At 42.7% G+C, this 14377-nt stretch carries 16 protein-coding genes and 1 riboswitch; of the genes, 8 read left to right on the top strand and 8 right to left on the bottom strand.

Translation table 11 applies throughout. From position 1 onward, the window contains the following. Positions 1–245: 245 nt before the first annotated feature. The 3 genes from crcB to AC3EBE_RS01755 all read right to left on the bottom strand — a co-directional run bounded on the left by crcB (position 246) and on the right by AC3EBE_RS01755 (position 1625). Entirely contained in the window at positions 246–623 is a 378-nt protein-coding gene (gene crcB / locus AC3EBE_RS01765; RefSeq protein ID WP_488593311.1) for a fluoride efflux transporter CrcB, read from the bottom strand. After that, positions 620–997, bottom strand: a complete 378-nt coding sequence (locus AC3EBE_RS01760) for a fluoride efflux transporter FluC (RefSeq protein ID WP_488593310.1) — start codon at positions 995–997, stop codon at positions 620–622. The genes crcB and AC3EBE_RS01760 overlap by 4 nt, the downstream gene beginning before the upstream one ends. A gap of 60 nt (positions 998–1057) precedes the next feature. Continuing rightward, positions 1058–1118, bottom strand: a riboswitch (Fluoride riboswitch). A gap of 72 nt (positions 1119–1190) precedes the next feature. Beyond that, positions 1191–1625 (bottom strand): protein-tyrosine phosphatase family protein, encoded by a 435-nt coding sequence (locus AC3EBE_RS01755; RefSeq protein WP_488593309.1) that lies wholly within the window; start codon positions 1623–1625, stop codon positions 1191–1193. A gap of 148 nt (positions 1626–1773) precedes the next feature. Between AC3EBE_RS01755 and AC3EBE_RS01750 the strand changes: the two genes are divergently transcribed. Continuing rightward, on the top strand, positions 1774–2151 hold the full coding sequence (locus tag AC3EBE_RS01750) for a hypothetical protein (RefSeq protein WP_488593308.1): 378 nt from the start codon (positions 1774–1776) through the stop codon (positions 2149–2151). A gap of 141 nt (positions 2152–2292) precedes the next feature. Here the strand turns inward: AC3EBE_RS01750 and yiaA are convergent, their stop codons facing one another. Further along, the gene (gene yiaA / locus AC3EBE_RS01745) at positions 2293–2763 is read right to left on the bottom strand and encodes an inner membrane protein YiaA (RefSeq protein WP_488593307.1); all 471 of its coding nucleotides are present in this window, start codon (positions 2761–2763) and stop codon (positions 2293–2295) included. A gap of 307 nt (positions 2764–3070) precedes the next feature. Between yiaA and AC3EBE_RS01740 the strand changes: the two genes are divergently transcribed. Continuing rightward, the gene (locus AC3EBE_RS01740; protein WP_488593306.1) at positions 3071–4033 is read left to right on the top strand and encodes a sensor domain-containing diguanylate cyclase; all 963 of its coding nucleotides are present in this window, start codon (positions 3071–3073) and stop codon (positions 4031–4033) included. A gap of 57 nt (positions 4034–4090) precedes the next feature. On the opposite strand, the gene AC3EBE_RS01735 is transcribed toward AC3EBE_RS01740, so the two are convergent. After that, positions 4091–5155, bottom strand: a complete 1065-nt coding sequence (locus AC3EBE_RS01735) for a M14 family zinc carboxypeptidase (RefSeq protein ID WP_488593314.1) — start codon at positions 5153–5155, stop codon at positions 4091–4093. A 363-nt stretch (positions 5156–5518) separates the two neighbouring features. Continuing rightward, on the bottom strand, positions 5519–5710 hold the full coding sequence (locus tag AC3EBE_RS01730; protein WP_488593305.1) for a hypothetical protein: 192 nt from the start codon (positions 5708–5710) through the stop codon (positions 5519–5521). A 280-nt stretch (positions 5711–5990) separates the two neighbouring features. On the opposite strand from AC3EBE_RS01730, the gene AC3EBE_RS01725 reads away from it, so the two are divergent. From AC3EBE_RS01725 to AC3EBE_RS01705, 5 genes are all read left to right on the top strand, one after another. Beyond that, on the top strand, positions 5991–6191 hold the full coding sequence (locus AC3EBE_RS01725; RefSeq protein ID WP_023626356.1) for a cold-shock protein: 201 nt from the start codon (positions 5991–5993) through the stop codon (positions 6189–6191). Positions 6192–6564: 373 nt separating this feature from the next. Then, a complete protein-coding gene (locus AC3EBE_RS01720; RefSeq protein WP_488593304.1) occupies positions 6565–7800 on the top strand; it encodes an ATP-binding protein in 1236 nt (411 codons plus the stop codon). A 264-nt stretch (positions 7801–8064) separates the two neighbouring features. Then, on the top strand, positions 8065–9285 hold the full coding sequence (gene mtnK, locus AC3EBE_RS01715; protein WP_488593303.1) for an S-methyl-5-thioribose kinase: 1221 nt from the start codon (positions 8065–8067) through the stop codon (positions 9283–9285). 43 nt (positions 9286–9328) lie between these two features. Further along, positions 9329–9970 carry an L-fuculose-phosphate aldolase gene (locus AC3EBE_RS01710; protein WP_488593302.1) on the top strand — a complete coding sequence of 214 codons (642 nt, stop codon included), beginning with the start codon at positions 9329–9331 and terminating at the stop codon, positions 9968–9970. An 822-nt stretch (positions 9971–10792) separates the two neighbouring features. Then, complete coding sequence (locus AC3EBE_RS01705; RefSeq protein ID WP_488593301.1) at positions 10793–10936, top strand: hypothetical protein; 144 nt, start codon at positions 10793–10795, stop codon at positions 10934–10936. 48 nt (positions 10937–10984) lie between these two features. Here AC3EBE_RS01705 and AC3EBE_RS01700 read toward each other — a convergent pair whose 3' ends face one another. Both AC3EBE_RS01700 and AC3EBE_RS01695 read right to left on the bottom strand, forming a co-directional pair. Continuing rightward, entirely contained in the window at positions 10985–12625 is a 1641-nt protein-coding gene (locus tag AC3EBE_RS01700; RefSeq protein ID WP_488593300.1) for a mechanosensitive ion channel, read from the bottom strand. Between the two features lie 185 nt (positions 12626–12810). Then, positions 12811–13389, bottom strand: a complete 579-nt coding sequence (locus tag AC3EBE_RS01695) for a YqaA family protein (protein WP_488593299.1) — start codon at positions 13387–13389, stop codon at positions 12811–12813. A 121-nt stretch (positions 13390–13510) separates the two neighbouring features. Between AC3EBE_RS01695 and AC3EBE_RS01690 the strand changes: the two genes are divergently transcribed. After that, positions 13511–14377: a sulfite exporter TauE/SafE family protein gene (locus AC3EBE_RS01690; RefSeq protein ID WP_488593298.1), complete on the top strand. Its 867-nt coding sequence runs from the start codon at positions 13511–13513 to the stop codon at positions 14375–14377.

The raw sequence follows: 14377 nt of genomic DNA, 5'->3' as shown, positions 1-14377 counted from the left end.
TGTTCAATCTTGGCTGAAAGTGAGCAAATCTTTGAGCAAACTTTATTCTCAAAGAATAATTGGGAAAATGCCATTGAAGTCAGATGTATCAAGGGGTTTATCCATTAACCTATTTTCTGCAAACTTTATTCTCATTTAACAAGTGTAATTGCTCACCAGGTTTTGTTTATTTTACAGAGGATGATCAGGAGTCCGCACCATCGGACGTAAATGATATGTAAATATTGCAGTGATTGCTAAAGAGACTACCTTAAACTTCCTAAAAACATCCCCAATTCAATACCTATAAAAGCAAGCAGAATTCCGCCTCCATAGCTAAAAAAATTATAAAGGAAGAACTCCTTTTTTCTTTTATCGATATGGAGCTGAATCCCTTCCAGTTTGAAGGTTGAAAAGGTAGTGAAAGCCCCCATGAATCCTGTTCCAAGCAGCAGAAAAAGGTTTCCATCGATACCTAACCCCACCATGAATCCAAGAAGCAGGGAACCTAATAAGTTAATGAACAAGGTGGCGACCGGGACTTTTGAAACAATTCTTTTTTTAATGACTTGGGTTGACCAAAATCGGGCAATCGCGCCTAAGAAGCCTCCCGTCCCTACGAGCAAAACATGAAAGAAACTCATCCGGCCTCTTCTCCTTTCTGGATCTGGAATCCTAAGCGACTCATTAATAGCCCGCCAAAGATGCTTGCTGCAATATAAACTAAGGCGAGAACAATTCTTCCGTGGAGCAGCAGATTGACGGTTTCCACACTCAAGGTCGAAAAAGTGGTAAACGATCCTACAAAACCTGTACCAATTGCCGTTTTTACATCTGCAGGCAAAGAATAGCGCATTAGCAGCCCTGTTGTCAGCCAGGCGAGCAGAAAACTTCCCAACAGATTGACGGTCAATGTGGCAAACGGAAATACCGCACTTTCATGGAAAAGGAACACACCAATCCCGTATCGAAGGGAGGCTCCTAAAAACCCCGCTGCACCAACAAGCAAATAAACCATTTTCATCCCTCCATATTCCTTAGATTACCCCAAATAAAAAGACTCCTGCCAGTTACTGTATAACTGACAGGAGTCATTAGCCTTAAGGCGGTTAAAGGTGAACTCCATCACCTGCTGAAGTGATCTTATATTTATCACTATAAAACATTTTAATAATGAGTAAAAGACTTTTTTAAAATTTCCCTTTGTTTAATCAGAGTCCAATGTGCTTTTCATAACGCGTGAGCAATGCCATGTAATTCGGAGTTGGCTCTATGTTGGGCTTAATCTGCCGAACTGCCAGAAGTGCCTGATCGCGTCCTAAACGATAGCGCTGCATAAAATAGGCTGTAATGACAAAGCCAAGCCGCTGATAGCCATAAGTATCATGAATGAGAATCCGGTGCCCCTGGTCAACCAAACGGTTTATTTGCCTCATCAGGTCTTCCACCCAATCGATACTTGGAGCCTTCCTGATGGTTATTGGCTTCCATATCATCACGCGCTGGGAAAAATCAAAGGGCGGAAGGTCAGGTTTCGTCCGAAGGTTCACAATGGCTGAGATATGTTGATGGACGAAAAGCCAATCCTCAGGGAAAATTCGGCCTCCAGCATAAATTCTTCCTGGAATCATCTCGGTAAATCCCATAATGTTCTCTCCTCTCCATCTTCATAGGATACTTTATGCCAACACATACCTCTGTTCCTTTTTATACATAATAAGGAAGAGAGAAGTGAAACCTAAGGGTAAAAGGTACGTCCGAGATAGGAAGCTCGTTCACCAATGGAGTGGTTTTATGTATAAAAATGCTGTTTTATCGTTGTTCGTTTCCCTGATGTGGTGGAGTTACCCTGCCATTGCATCAGCTGCTATACCTGTTTATAAATGGAATGTGGGAGTGGATGTTCCAATCCGATATACTGAGTCCTTCTCGACAGGAGAAACAGGTGTAATAATCGAGGGAATACAAACACATGTAAAAAAAGATGACTTCATTCGATATGAAATCGTTAAAAAGGGCTTCTGGAAGGATGAATCCTTTGACAAAGCAGAAGTCAAAAACGAAGGGAACTTTAAAGTTGAGCTCAAAGCACCACCTGGAGATCAATATCAAATCAAGATCTATGGATTCGGAAGCATAGCCAGAGGATCCTTTCAAATTACACCCTATTGAAGTATGGGGACGCTTCTTTGAAGCACGGGGACGTTTCTTGTGCTTCCATCTTTAAAGCTCTCAAAGGTATTCCTTATATGGGCTCTTGTACAAAAAACCATAACAAAAGAAGCAGAGGGAGCCTCTGCTTCTTTCCGTGTTTCAATCTCTATCTTTTGCCCTCTGTGTATCACGAATGTTCTTCTGTACGGTTATGGCCGCGAACAAACTAAGCACAAAAGACATGGCATAGAATCCTTTTTCGCTTAAGATGATACTTCCTGCATTGTAGAGGCCAATAGCCATCAATAGAATAGATACAATGAGTGCAAACCAGCTGATTCCATAATAAATGCTTGTTACTGGTATGTCCTCTTCTTTGTCTCTAACTGCTTTTTGCAGGGAGACTGATGCGTACAGGCCGAATACTAAAACGGCGAAGTAATATCCTTTTTCATTCAGCTGCATCGACGCGTTGAACAAGCCGATAAGATACGCAGCAACACCGACTAACAGAGCGGCCCATGAAGCCCCTTTGAAAGCGGAGGTCGGTTCTCCCTCCTTCCTTTCTGTTTTGATTTTCGGGATACTCTGTTTCTCTTTATCTGCCACTAAATCATGTTCATTTGCCATTGAATGTACCCTCCATGTTAATCAAGTGAGTATAAAGCACCCTTAACATTGCCGTGCCCTACCAAATATATTATATAGAAAATCTTTACAAATAATAGCGAAATATATCATTAAATTCCAAATATTCCATTCACCCAAGGGGACGGATCTCATGCTCCCATTTTAAATAAACTTTCCGCACATCGATTGGGGCTTTTTCTTAGAAAAGGGAAGCAGAGTGTCCAACACTGTAAAAAAGTCACTTGTTTGTCCGCTTAGCCTGCTGTAAAATTTTTGTAATAGTATATTTTAAGAAGAGGGTCAGCATATGATAAGTCCGCAATTTATGTCAGGGTTGAGCACCGGGATGCTGGCAGGGATATTGGTAATCACTTTTGTCATTTTCAGGGGGAATCAAAGGGAAAAGGAGCTATTGAAGCAGCATCATAATTTTATCCACGTTGTCGAGAACACGAAGGATTTCATTTATTATTATCAGCTTCATCCCAAAAGAGGTTATAAGTACCTTAGTCCCTCTGCGGAGCATTTTTTTGGTGAGGGATCGATTAAGCGTGCTTTTGATGATCCGGATGTGCCATTCAATGAAGTCCATCCTGATGATTATGAAATACTTATTAAAAAGATTCATGGCGAGCTCGATTTTAACAAAGAAATCGTGCAGCGATGGGTTGATAAAAAGGGGGAATACAGATGGTTTGAGGAATATGCGACTCCTATATATGAAAACGGAAAGCTCGTTGCTCTCCAGGGAGTGTTAAGAAATATTGATGATAAGGTTAAGCTCCAGCAGGAATTGGAATACCAGCTGCATCATGATTCACTGACAGGAATATACAACCGTGCCTACCTAGAGTCCTGTTTTGCTAAATACAATAGGGAAACAGATTCGTCCATTGCTATCCTATTATGTGATTTGGATGATTTAAAAAGGATTAATGACAACCTGGGCCATAAATTTGGTGATGCCTTAATTAAGGCGGCAGCAGGGGTGCTGGATCAATTTTCTGCGGAAAATGTTACTGTAGGAAGAATTGGCGGCGATGAGTTTGTTTTGCTAATAAACAACACCTCTGGAGAAGAAGTAAATCAGTTGGTTGGCCTGAGTATTAGCAGAATAGACGATCATAATCAAAGGAATGGCGAGATGGCCATCAATCTGTCAATAGGCTTTGCTTTCTCGCCAACTTCAATCGGCTTGTTTTCGGAGTTGTTTTCCGAGGCTGACCGGAATATGTACCGAAATAAAAATAAACGAAAACAGCTTGCATAGTACAAGGTAAAGCAGTGTGATCATTGTAATCACACTGCTTCATTTTATTAAATGGGGCTATTCGTCAGACTCCTCGCCCTGTCTGCTTTTTTGTGTAGGGAGCGTGTCCCAGAAGCTTGTATCAGCTTTTTCAATAGAACCATCCGCGATTGCTCTTACCGTTTTATCCAAAGTAACGATTGTCTGCTTGATCAGATAGCCGTTGCTCTTTTGGCCAAGTGCATAGGATTCGATGTAGTGGTCGGACATGCCGCGCATTTCGAACAGGAGGGTAGAGATATCGTATCGCACAGCTGCGCCGTTTCGGCCGATATTCTCGCCGCTGCCGCCATTGTATTTGCCGATATGACCCCATCCGGTCTCTTCGAGTGCATTATAGACTACTGCACCAAGCTTTTTGGAACGCTCAAGTACTTCTGGCTTAACATTCTCGTTGGTTGGATACAGAATCGATCCAGAAACGAGTTCGCCTTCCGTTTCGCTAAGTGTTCCCTGGTGGTGCAGATCGATCATATAATCGATGTCATACTTGGCAAAGACATTTTCGTGAAGGGACCTTGCTTCAGGCTGCATTTCGCTGGTTAATTTAGCATGCTCACGGTTCAGGTCCACATAGTTTGCGTTATAGCGGGTAAGATGGCGGTCACCATCTGCATGGTAGTCTTCAAGTGAGAAGTCAACATCTCCCATTGCACCATCGGCATTAAGCATAGGAATGACAAGGATATTAACATTATCAAGGACTCCACTTGTCTTGGAAGTGCCAAGGTGCTTGATGAATTCCATCGCACCTTCAGTTGTCAGCTGTTCATTCCCGTGCTGCTGCGTTAAAAATAAGACAGTCGGATTTTCAGGATTTGAAATGTATTTAGCCATATAGATATCGCGGCCTTTGACAGTCTGCCCGATTACCTCAAGCTGCATCGCATCCTGTTTGGCATCCTGGGTCTTCAGATAATCTACTAAACTTTCATATGTATGCAGGATCGATGTTTGTACGGCTCCATTACCGGCACCTGGACCATTTCCAACCGCGCCAACTGGCAGTGATACTGCTGTCACAGCACCAAGTGCCATCATGCTTGATAAAGAAACTGATAGAACTTTTCTCTTAATATTCATCATCATTCCTCCATATAAAAAGATTCGAGTTCATTTTACTGAAAATTTTAAATTTAATTAATAGAGTATCCTGCCTATCTTTCAGACAAATTTCGAGTCGCGAAATAAGTACAATAGGACGAGTTTAAAAGGGAGGATAGAGGGTTGCTGGCGCTTTCGTGGGTACAAAGTAATTGGCTGAAAAGGATGGGGTGATGTTGCCAAGAGGTCGTGAAAGTAGATGGGGTATCGATATGTGGTATTGGAGAAGGAAAAGGGCGTTTAGAGAGGATAAATGAACTTTCCATTTTTGTGAAAAGCTTATAGTGTCTCTAAAATAAAATAAGCGCGCCGTCAGCTGGCACGCTTTTTAAATTTGTAAAATCAGAGTTTTTCTAGCTCTTCCTCGAAATAGAAGGTGCTTGGATACTCTTTTACAATGTAGGAAAACCTCTTCATATTTTTTACATATTGGGACTTCATGACCGTGACTGCTTCTCCGGTTCCTTTTATGCTTACTGTCTGACCGTTCTTAAATAGGCTGCTCGAGCTTTTCAATATGACACGCCCTTTCATGTTCTATTCATTATATCATATATACAGCTTGTCTTTTGAAATGCTTTCGAGAGTACTTGTTTGCTTCAACAGTATGGTCGATATTTAGCAAATCTATAATCGTGATAAATTTTCCCAAATCTTATAAAGCTTGCACAATTATATTATTTCTGTTATTCTTAGGGAGAATTATTTTTGTTCGGTATGCAAGGAAAGAACATGCACTGCTTGATTCGCCTGGATATCACTAGAGCAAGAATAGTAACAAATTGTGTGGCAAACGCACTAGGAGGCAACAAAAATGGAAAACGGTAAAGTAAAATGGTTCAACGCAGAAAAAGGTTTCGGATTCATCGAGCGTGAAGGTGGAGAAGACGTATTCGTACACTTCTCAGCTATCCAAGGCGAAGGCTTCAAGACTCTTGAAGAAGGCCAAGAAGTATCTTTCGACGTAGAACAAGGTGCTCGTGGACCACAAGCAGCTAACGTTACAAAACTATAATAACGGATTAGCCCATACAAACAAGCTCTGAGTGATCAGAGCTTGTTTTTTTATGTCCTGACTTTAACGCAGCACCGCGCCGGAGGTCAGACCCCCGGCGCGGTGCTGCGTTAAAGTGGTGGAGTATCCAGTGTATTCCTAACTAAAGACGACAAAAAACCCCACTTCAGAGAAGTGGGGTTTTTAATGCGGTAAAGCAATGGTTAATTACATTATAGCATAAGTTTTTCTATGCCTGTAAAAAACTTTTTGGAAATGGTTATTATTTTAGAATAACTAAAAAATCTGAATTTTTCATTGAAGAAAAATGTCTGGCAGTGGATAATAGAAGAAGACATATATTTACATTCTGGCCATCCCTGGGGGATCGTTAATGGTAGAGTTCCTGAAAGATTTAATCCTTCACTTTTCAATCATATTATCACTAGGCTTTACATACAACTTCCTGACAATGCACAAGCGGTATATCTATCAGCAGCAGGTTTTTAAAGCATCGATTGTTGCTGCTATGCTATTGACAATGATTTTTCCTGTGCGATTTGACGGCGGGATGCAATTTGACCTGAAGCTGATTCCGATTTTCATCGCATTTTTCTATTTAAGCAAAGCCGATAGTTTTTTGCTTGTAGGGTTTATGCTGATTCTGCATTTCTTGGTCAAAGCCGATGGTGTTTTAATTGCGGCTGTCAATTATGGAATAATTATCACTCTGTTTTTTGCAATCGAAAAAATATACCAGAAAGGAACGATCAGAAAGAAGATCGTCCTTGGACTTTTTGTCTACACCTTGATTACCTCAACGAGACTTGCTGCCATGATTAATTCAGGCAATCAGGATGAGTATCTCTATTTACTCGTTTTTTCGCTAGTCTCATTCATCGCCCTGACAATGACCATATATATCATTGAAATGACCAACTTCCAGCTTAAAATGATGCATGAGCTTCATAAGGCAGAGAAGTTTTCAGCAATCAGCCAGCTGGCTGCATCGGTGGCGCATGAAATCCGCAATCCTATGACCACAATAAGAGGCTTCATGCAGGTGCTGCAAGGGGAAAGGAATTTAAGCTCCGACCAGAACCTGTTCATTTCCATATCCCTTCAGGAGCTGGATCGCACCCAGACCATTATCGATAACTTCCTGTCGCTTGCCAAGCCGAATACCGGAAGCATGGCAAAGTTGAACCTTAGTGCGCTGCTGCGGGAAATCATCGACTTCATGCGTTCCTATTCCCATCTCGCCAACACAGAGCTGGTAGAGGGAATACAAAAGGATCTGTGGATCAAAGCGGATGCGCATGAAATCAGGCAGGTGTTCCTTAATATCATCAAAAACGGCATCGAGGCCATGCCGGGCGGCGGAAGCATTTACATCATCGCCAAGGCCGATAAAAGCTTTGTGAAAGTCCAAATCCGGGATGAAGGAGTCGGGATGAACAAGGAACAGCTTGAACGACTGGGTAATCCTTATTATTCGACCAAGGAAAAAGGAACAGGACTCGGAATGATGATCTCATATGATATTGTCCAGAGGATGAGAGGCAAGATTTCAGTAGAGAGCGAAGAAGGCAAGGGGACTACTTTCACCATCCAGCTGCCATGCGAATGAAAAAGAAAGGCGGAAATCTCTCCGCCCTTTTTTTCTGCTTGCGGTTAAAAACTAGTTCTTGCTGCTTGTTAGTCTCTTTAGATTCTGAGACTTTACTGATGCGTAAACGATATTCTAAGTTTCTTAAGGACACTCGGGAAAAGAACCCAGAAACGATTGTAGTCTGGCATTCAAATATTTTTAGTGCCCCTAAAGATAAACATAAGCTATAATAATTTTTAAAAGATTTCTATAATTGTTTTGCGGGAAAGGGGCAACAAAATCATGACTGAGTTTAATTCCTACTTTTTAATGAACGCCGAGGATGTAATTCGATATGTTAAGGCGAAAATGGATGTTTTTGCTGGTTCTGAAAAAATAACTTGCGCTGAAATTGGCGATGGCAATTTAAATTATGTTTTCCGTATTGTGGATGAGGAGTCAGGCAAATCACTGATTGTTAAACAAGCCGGGGATACTGCGAGGATTTCAGATGAATTCAAGCTGTCAACGAATCGCATCCGGATCGAATCGAATGTCCTGAAGCTTGAAGGGGAACTGGCGCCTGGCCTTGTTCCAGAGGTCTATTTGTTTGATGATGTGATGAACTGCTGTGTGATGGAGGATTTGTCTGACCATACAATCCTGCGGACAGCATTAAATGAGGGGCGCATTTTTCCAAAGCTTGCGGACGACCTGAGCACCTTCATAGTCAATACACTCCTTCTGACTTCAGATGTGGTGATGGAGCATAAGGAAAAGAAGGCGTTGGTCCAGGATTACATCAATCCTGAATTGTGTGAAATTTCCGAGGACCTCGTATACTCTGAACCTTTCACAGACCATAACAGCCGCAATGACCTGTTCCCAGCCAACAAGGAATGGATTGAGCAAAATATCTACGCTGATGACGCTTTGCGCTTCGAGGCAGCGAAGCTGAAGTTTGCATTCATGACAAATGCGCAGGCACTGATCCATGGTGACCTTCATTCAGGTTCAGTTTTTGTAAAAGAAGATTCAACAAAAGTGATCGATCCGGAATTCGCCTTCTATGGTCCGATGGGCTACGATATCGGCAACGTGGTTGCAAACCTGATGTTTGCCTGGTCAAGGGCCCAGGTCCTGAATTCCAGCCAGGACTATATAGTGTGGCTTGAAAAAACAATTACAGACACTGTGGATCTATTCGCTGAGAAGTTCCTGGCCAGCTGGAAGGAAAACGTTACGGATATTATGGCGAAGGAGCCTGGATTCGACCGCTGGTACTTGGACTCTGTGCTGAAGGATACGGCTTCTGTCACTGGTATGGAAATGATCCGCCGCATTGCCGGTTTAGCGAAGGTGAAAGATCTTACAACGATAGAGAATGAGCAGCAGCGTGTAAAAGCAGAACGTATCTGCCTGACTGCGGCAAAGCAATTCATTATCAATGCATCGGCTTTTAAAACCGGCGAGGAATTTTTAAGTGTAATAAAGGATGCAGCTTTAAGCCATAATGTGCAATAATAAGACGTTCCTAATCTAGATTTAGAAAGTGAGGCTTTAGGCCATGTTACTTCTAGAAGAACGGATGAAGGTTGTAGAGTATGGCAAAAAAATCATTACAAGCGGGCTGACCAAGGGCACTGGCGGCAATATCAGCATTTTCAATCGTGAAAAAGAGCTGGTTGCCATCAGCCCGAGCGGAATCGATTATTTCGAGACGAAGCCAGAGGACGTAGTAATTATCAATCTTAAGGGTGAGGTGGTGGAGGGAAGCAGGAAGCCGTCGAGCGAACTGGACATGCACCTGATTTTCTACCAGCGCCGTGATGATCTTAATGCATTGGTGCACACTCACTCTCCTTACGCGAAGACGATCGCGACACTGGGGTGGGACATCCCGCCGATAACCTATTTGGTGGCGTTTGCCGGTCCGAATGTCCGCTGTGCTCCTTATGCAACATTCGGGACGAAGGAGCTTGCTGAAAAGGCATTTGAAGGGATGATCGACAGACGTGCGGTACTATTGGCAAATCACGGCCTGATTGCCGGAGCGCATAATATCGACACCGCCTTTACCGTGGCGGAGGAAATCGAGTTCAGCGCCCAGATTTATTACCAGGCAAAAGCAATTGGCGAGCCAACCATGCTATCAGAAGAAGAAATGCTTGTGCTCGCAAAGAAGTTTGAAAGCTATGGACAGAGATAATAGCAGGGACCCTCTTTCAGGAGGGTTCTTTTCTTTTAAGGAGGGTGGTTTACAAGTGGAGTTCCTGGAAAATTCCTGGCCGCATAGTTTTATCGATTTGCCTGGTGGAGATGGCATGTTGTTGTCTAGAATGTTTGCAATAAATAAATAGTTGAAACATTTCCGGCGGAGAAACGTATTAGATAATAAGAATATTATGAAAATAAAGTGTGTAGCTTATCAAAGGAGGTGTTTTATGATTTGGTTATATTTACTGAATACCAGTCGTTATTGTTAGTGGTGTTGCGCTTTATTTTGAAAAGAAGTCTGGAATGAGTCTGCCGGATGATAATATGCAATCTGAGAAAATGGGAGAAGTTATCAATCAAAGTCAAAATGCTCATGATTCGCACATACCGCCAATGTAAAATAATCTAATAAACAAATGTACTATTCCAAAGTGAACCGACAGGTATCTGACGGTTCATTTTAGTGTAAATATTGAAGTTGTCAGTTGTCTGTTAAACCAGCAATTCTCAAAAATGCTCACAAAACTCTTCAGACTGTTATTGCAATAGGTTGTCTGCCTGAGAGTTTGTAAATTTTTCCACTTGCTGAATGTGTTTCATGCTGGAACTTGAATTCCTTATTCCTCCATTATCACGCTCTTATTCTTACTGTGATCGATAAAGTTCCTCTGTTATCGGCTAATGCCGATTTAAAATTCAACATTTCCTGAATACACTCTATTATTTTCCAAAAGACAAATACAAAACCAGCATAATATGCTATGATATTTTCAAAGTTATGGATGTATTGGTTATATTTTCTTAGGGGGATAGAATGGCTATGAGAGCAAGAACGAGGAAGAGCGAGCCGATTTCATTTGAAAAACTGAAGGACTTTTTCACTACCGTGCTATTGCATCTTAGTTTTTATGCCTTCATAGTATTTCTGGTCATTTTTTTCATTGATAATTTCAGTTAAATACATAAAGAAACACAGCTGTCCTAAAAGGCAGCTGTGTTTTGTTTATTACGGATTCAATGGATTGTTATCATTATTCAAATCCAGAGGGTTGTTTGGCCCTGTCTGGTTAAGGTTGCTAAGGTTTGGCGGTGTGGAAGGATTTAAATGGTTGTTGTTTTTCAGTTTCTGCTGCTCGACCGCTGATTTATTGATGCTCGTTTTTTCAATTTTATCATCGAACTTGGCCAGGTATTTTGCCGCGAAGTTCTTGCCGCCAAGACCGAAAGCCAAGCCAAATGCCAGTGCCAATCCGCCAAGAGTCAGGATGAACGCTGCATTTACGATGGCCGGTGCTACTCCTAGCTGATCCAATGCCATGAATACAGCAATGACAATGATCGCATACTTGGCGATTGTAGCAAGCACGTTAGAAGATTCGCCCTGCAGGATGCTGCCAAGGACTTTCTTCGCGAGGCTGCCTAGCCATAGGCCGACACCAAGGATTACGAGTGCTGCAACTACATTCGGGATATAAGCGATGACCGCTCTTGCAAGATCGACGAAGAAGTCCAGCTTAACCACATTGAGTGCTTCCGCGACAAACAGCAGTACGACGAAAACCTGGACGATATAGCCGACGATTTCAGAAAAGCTTAATGAGTTCGGGCGCTTTGCAGCTGCACCTACACCCATGCCTTTAAAATAAGAATCAAATCCGATACGTCTTAATAGATCCGTAGTGAATTTCTTCAGCCATTTGCCAATCCATAGCCCGATCAATACTAGCACAATTGCGACTGCGATATTCGGAATCATCGTCAGGATGTCATTCAGCATAGCAATTGCTGGTGTGGAGATACCTTCGATATCAAGGCGCTCTAGCGCTGCGATTACAGTCGGGATCAGGATGAAGACAAAGGCAATCGTTCCAATCACGCGTGAAAGGCTTGTGCCTTCAAATAAACGGGAAAGGCCGAAGCGTTTGACCAGATTTTCAGTGCCAATGCTTTGCAGGAAGTTCGTCAGGATATCGCGGACGATTTTCGCAACAAAATAACCAACTAATAGAATCAGGGCTGCTGCGAATAATTTAGGGATGAAAGACAGGATGCCCTGAATCATGTTTTCGAATGGCTCAGAAACGCCGCCAAGATTAAGTGCTGAAAGAACAGCTGGCAATGCCATCAATAATACAAGATAGAACACGACATTTGCGACCTTGTCAACCACATTCGTGGTTTGCTGATTATCATCCGTCAGCTTGTACTTGCTTAATTTTTCATGGACACCTAAAGTTTTGCCGCCCTTTTGAATCAGGAATTTCAGGCCTGAAGCAATCAGCCAGGCAAATAATAGAATAAGTCCTGCTTTTAAAATATTTGGAATCGCTGAAGTGATCGTAGAAATCATGCCAACAAGCGGTTCAGTCAGGATATATAAATCCAGGATGTTTAGGAACATGATGAAGACAAAAACAAGAATTAAAATATAGACGATTTTACTGAGGATTTTCTCTGCTGAATACTTCCGATTATTCGTGTTTGAGAAAAGCTTGTTATCCAGAGTCGTTTTCTGCAAAGCCTTGTAAACTGCTTTTTCAATCAGTTTGGCCACAAGCCAGCCTACAAGCAGGACTGCGAGCGCAATCAGCACATTCGGCAATTTGCCAAGAATGCCGTCCCAGCCGTTATAAAAATTATTATACAAATCTATCACTCCTTATTTTAGTAAATGACCTTAGTTAGCAAGCAAGCTTACTTTAATCTACCCAAATAGAAGTTGAATAAACAAAGCGTGGCACAATCTTGGGATTGGCCTCTGTTGATTGTAGTGGAACGAGTAGAGTCAAATAAAAAAACCGGACTCCATTTTCGGAATCCGGTTTTTGGTGGTTATGCCTTTTTTGATTTGCGGACAAACAGATAGATTAGATAGCCTACGATGACCAGGCCGCCTACACCTGCAGTCAGCAGCGCGAAATTTTCCTCGATGAACGGCATCGCTTTGTCGCCAAGTGCAATGATAATGGCAGCTTCCAGGAAAAATCGTGCTCCCCTTCCGATGATCGACCAAATGACCAGGGTAGGAATCCTTACCTTGGAAATCCCTGAAAATATCGTGAAAACTTTATATGGGATAGGAGTGAAGCCGGCGATTAAGATGGCCATTGCGCCATATCTCTCAAAAAGCTGTTCTACTTTTGCAATCTTATCTTCTTTTATGAAATATCTCAGAATCGGCCTGCCAACTTTTTTGCCAATGTACCACCCAAGCATGGCGCCGAGTACAGAGCCGGCTGTAGTGATAAACGCATACCATAGTGCTCGATCCGGATTTGCGATCCCCATCGGGATCATTAGCACATCAGGTGGAATCGGGAAAAACGAGGATTCGAAAAAGGACAGGATGAACAATCCCCAGGAACCAAATTCCAGCAGCCATTCTTCGAATGTATGGATCATTTCAGACATTAAGCAGTTTCTCCTTTAAGTTAATATAGTTAGAAGTATATCATTTTTGAATCATGAAGAGCCAATTATTGAAGGGAAGTGGTATTCTAAGTGAAGGACTTTTATTATAAGGATGTTGTATATGATTTATATCATGTTCCTGCTTCTTGGAGGAGTAATCAGTGTTTTATCCGGATTCTTTGGTGTCGGCGGCGGTTTCATCCTGACACCGATCCTGCTGCTGATTGGCTTCTCGCCGCTTGAGGCGATCACGACCAGCCTGTTTTTTACGGTCGGGACTTCGCTCTCAGGCATCACCGCCCATATCAGGCTCAAAAATATCCTCTGGAAAGAGGGCCTCATCATGGGGTTGAGCGGGATTGCCGCAACCCAGCTGGCGAGGCCGCTCGTTTATTTTCTCGAATCCAGGGGCTGGGATGAAATCGTCATTCCATCGCTCTATATCCTGCTGCTTGCCTATTTTGCCTTCAGCATGATCCGCCAGGGGAAAAAGAAGGACGAAGGCAGCGAAGCGCCGCATGTCTTTTCAGTGCCAAAGCTCATGGCTGTCGGTTTTGCTGGCGGTTTTGTTTCGTCTTCACTTGGGGTGGGCGGCGGCTTCGTCATTGTCCCGCTGATTATTACGATCCTTGGCTTTAATCCAAGGAAGGCTGTCGGAACCAGTTTGTTTTCTGTTTTGCTGATTGTCAGCGTCGGTTTCGTCTCTTATGCGATCAACACGGATATCGATTATTTCATTGGCTTGATGCTGATTGCAGGCGGGCTGATCGGTTCCCAATTTGGCGCGCAGCTGACCAGCTTCTTTGAGAATAGGGAAATGAATGGACTGCTCGGGATGCTCTATATCGCAACGCTTGCAGGCGCGGTCCTGAAGCTGTTCCATCTCAATAAGACCGGGCTCTCGATTATGGCTGTCTTCATCGTCTATTTCTTTTTCCGTTCTATTGTAAAAATCAAAAATGCGAAGCGAGAAGCGAAAGAAGGCTGA

The sequence above is a fragment of the Mesobacillus sp. genome, from assembly GCF_057785455.1.
Note: the sequence above shows the minus strand (reverse complement) of the source record. Positions and strands in the feature narration are given on the sequence as shown.

What these genes read in the sequence shown, in the direction of transcription:
- AC3EBE_RS01750 (WP_488593308.1), top strand. Translation starts at nt 1,774, where the DNA reads ATGTATAAAAATGCTGTTTTATCGTTGTTCGTTTCCCTGATGTGGTGG.
- AC3EBE_RS01740 (WP_488593306.1), top strand. Translation starts at nt 3,071, where the DNA reads ATGATAAGTCCGCAATTTATGTCAGGGTTGAGCACCGGGATGCTGGCA.
- AC3EBE_RS01760 (WP_488593310.1), bottom strand. Translation starts at nt 997, where the DNA reads ATGGTTTATTTGCTTGTTGGTGCAGCGGGGTTTTTAGGAGCCTCCCTT.
- AC3EBE_RS01755 (WP_488593309.1), bottom strand. Translation starts at nt 1,625, where the DNA reads ATGGGATTTACCGAGATGATTCCAGGAAGAATTTATGCTGGAGGCCGA.
- AC3EBE_RS01705 (WP_488593301.1), top strand. Translation starts at nt 10,793, where the DNA reads ATGGCTATGAGAGCAAGAACGAGGAAGAGCGAGCCGATTTCATTTGAA.
- AC3EBE_RS01725 (WP_023626356.1), top strand. Translation starts at nt 5,991, where the DNA reads ATGGAAAACGGTAAAGTAAAATGGTTCAACGCAGAAAAAGGTTTCGGA.
- AC3EBE_RS01690 (WP_488593298.1), top strand. Translation starts at nt 13,511, where the DNA reads ATGATTTATATCATGTTCCTGCTTCTTGGAGGAGTAATCAGTGTTTTA.
- crcB (WP_488593311.1), bottom strand. Translation starts at nt 623, where the DNA reads ATGAGTTTCTTTCATGTTTTGCTCGTAGGGACGGGAGGCTTCTTAGGC.
- yiaA (WP_488593307.1), bottom strand. Translation starts at nt 2,763, where the DNA reads ATGGCAAATGAACATGATTTAGTGGCAGATAAAGAGAAACAGAGTATC.
- AC3EBE_RS01710 (WP_488593302.1), top strand. Translation starts at nt 9,329, where the DNA reads ATGTTACTTCTAGAAGAACGGATGAAGGTTGTAGAGTATGGCAAAAAA.
- AC3EBE_RS01730 (WP_488593305.1), bottom strand. Translation starts at nt 5,710, where the DNA reads ATGAAAGGGCGTGTCATATTGAAAAGCTCGAGCAGCCTATTTAAGAAC.
- AC3EBE_RS01735 (WP_488593314.1), bottom strand. Translation starts at nt 5,155, where the DNA reads ATGAATATTAAGAGAAAAGTTCTATCAGTTTCTTTATCAAGCATGATG.
- AC3EBE_RS01720 (WP_488593304.1), top strand. Translation starts at nt 6,565, where the DNA reads ATGGTAGAGTTCCTGAAAGATTTAATCCTTCACTTTTCAATCATATTA.
- AC3EBE_RS01695 (WP_488593299.1), bottom strand. Translation starts at nt 13,389, where the DNA reads ATGTCTGAAATGATCCATACATTCGAAGAATGGCTGCTGGAATTTGGT.
- mtnK (WP_488593303.1), top strand. Translation starts at nt 8,065, where the DNA reads ATGACTGAGTTTAATTCCTACTTTTTAATGAACGCCGAGGATGTAATT.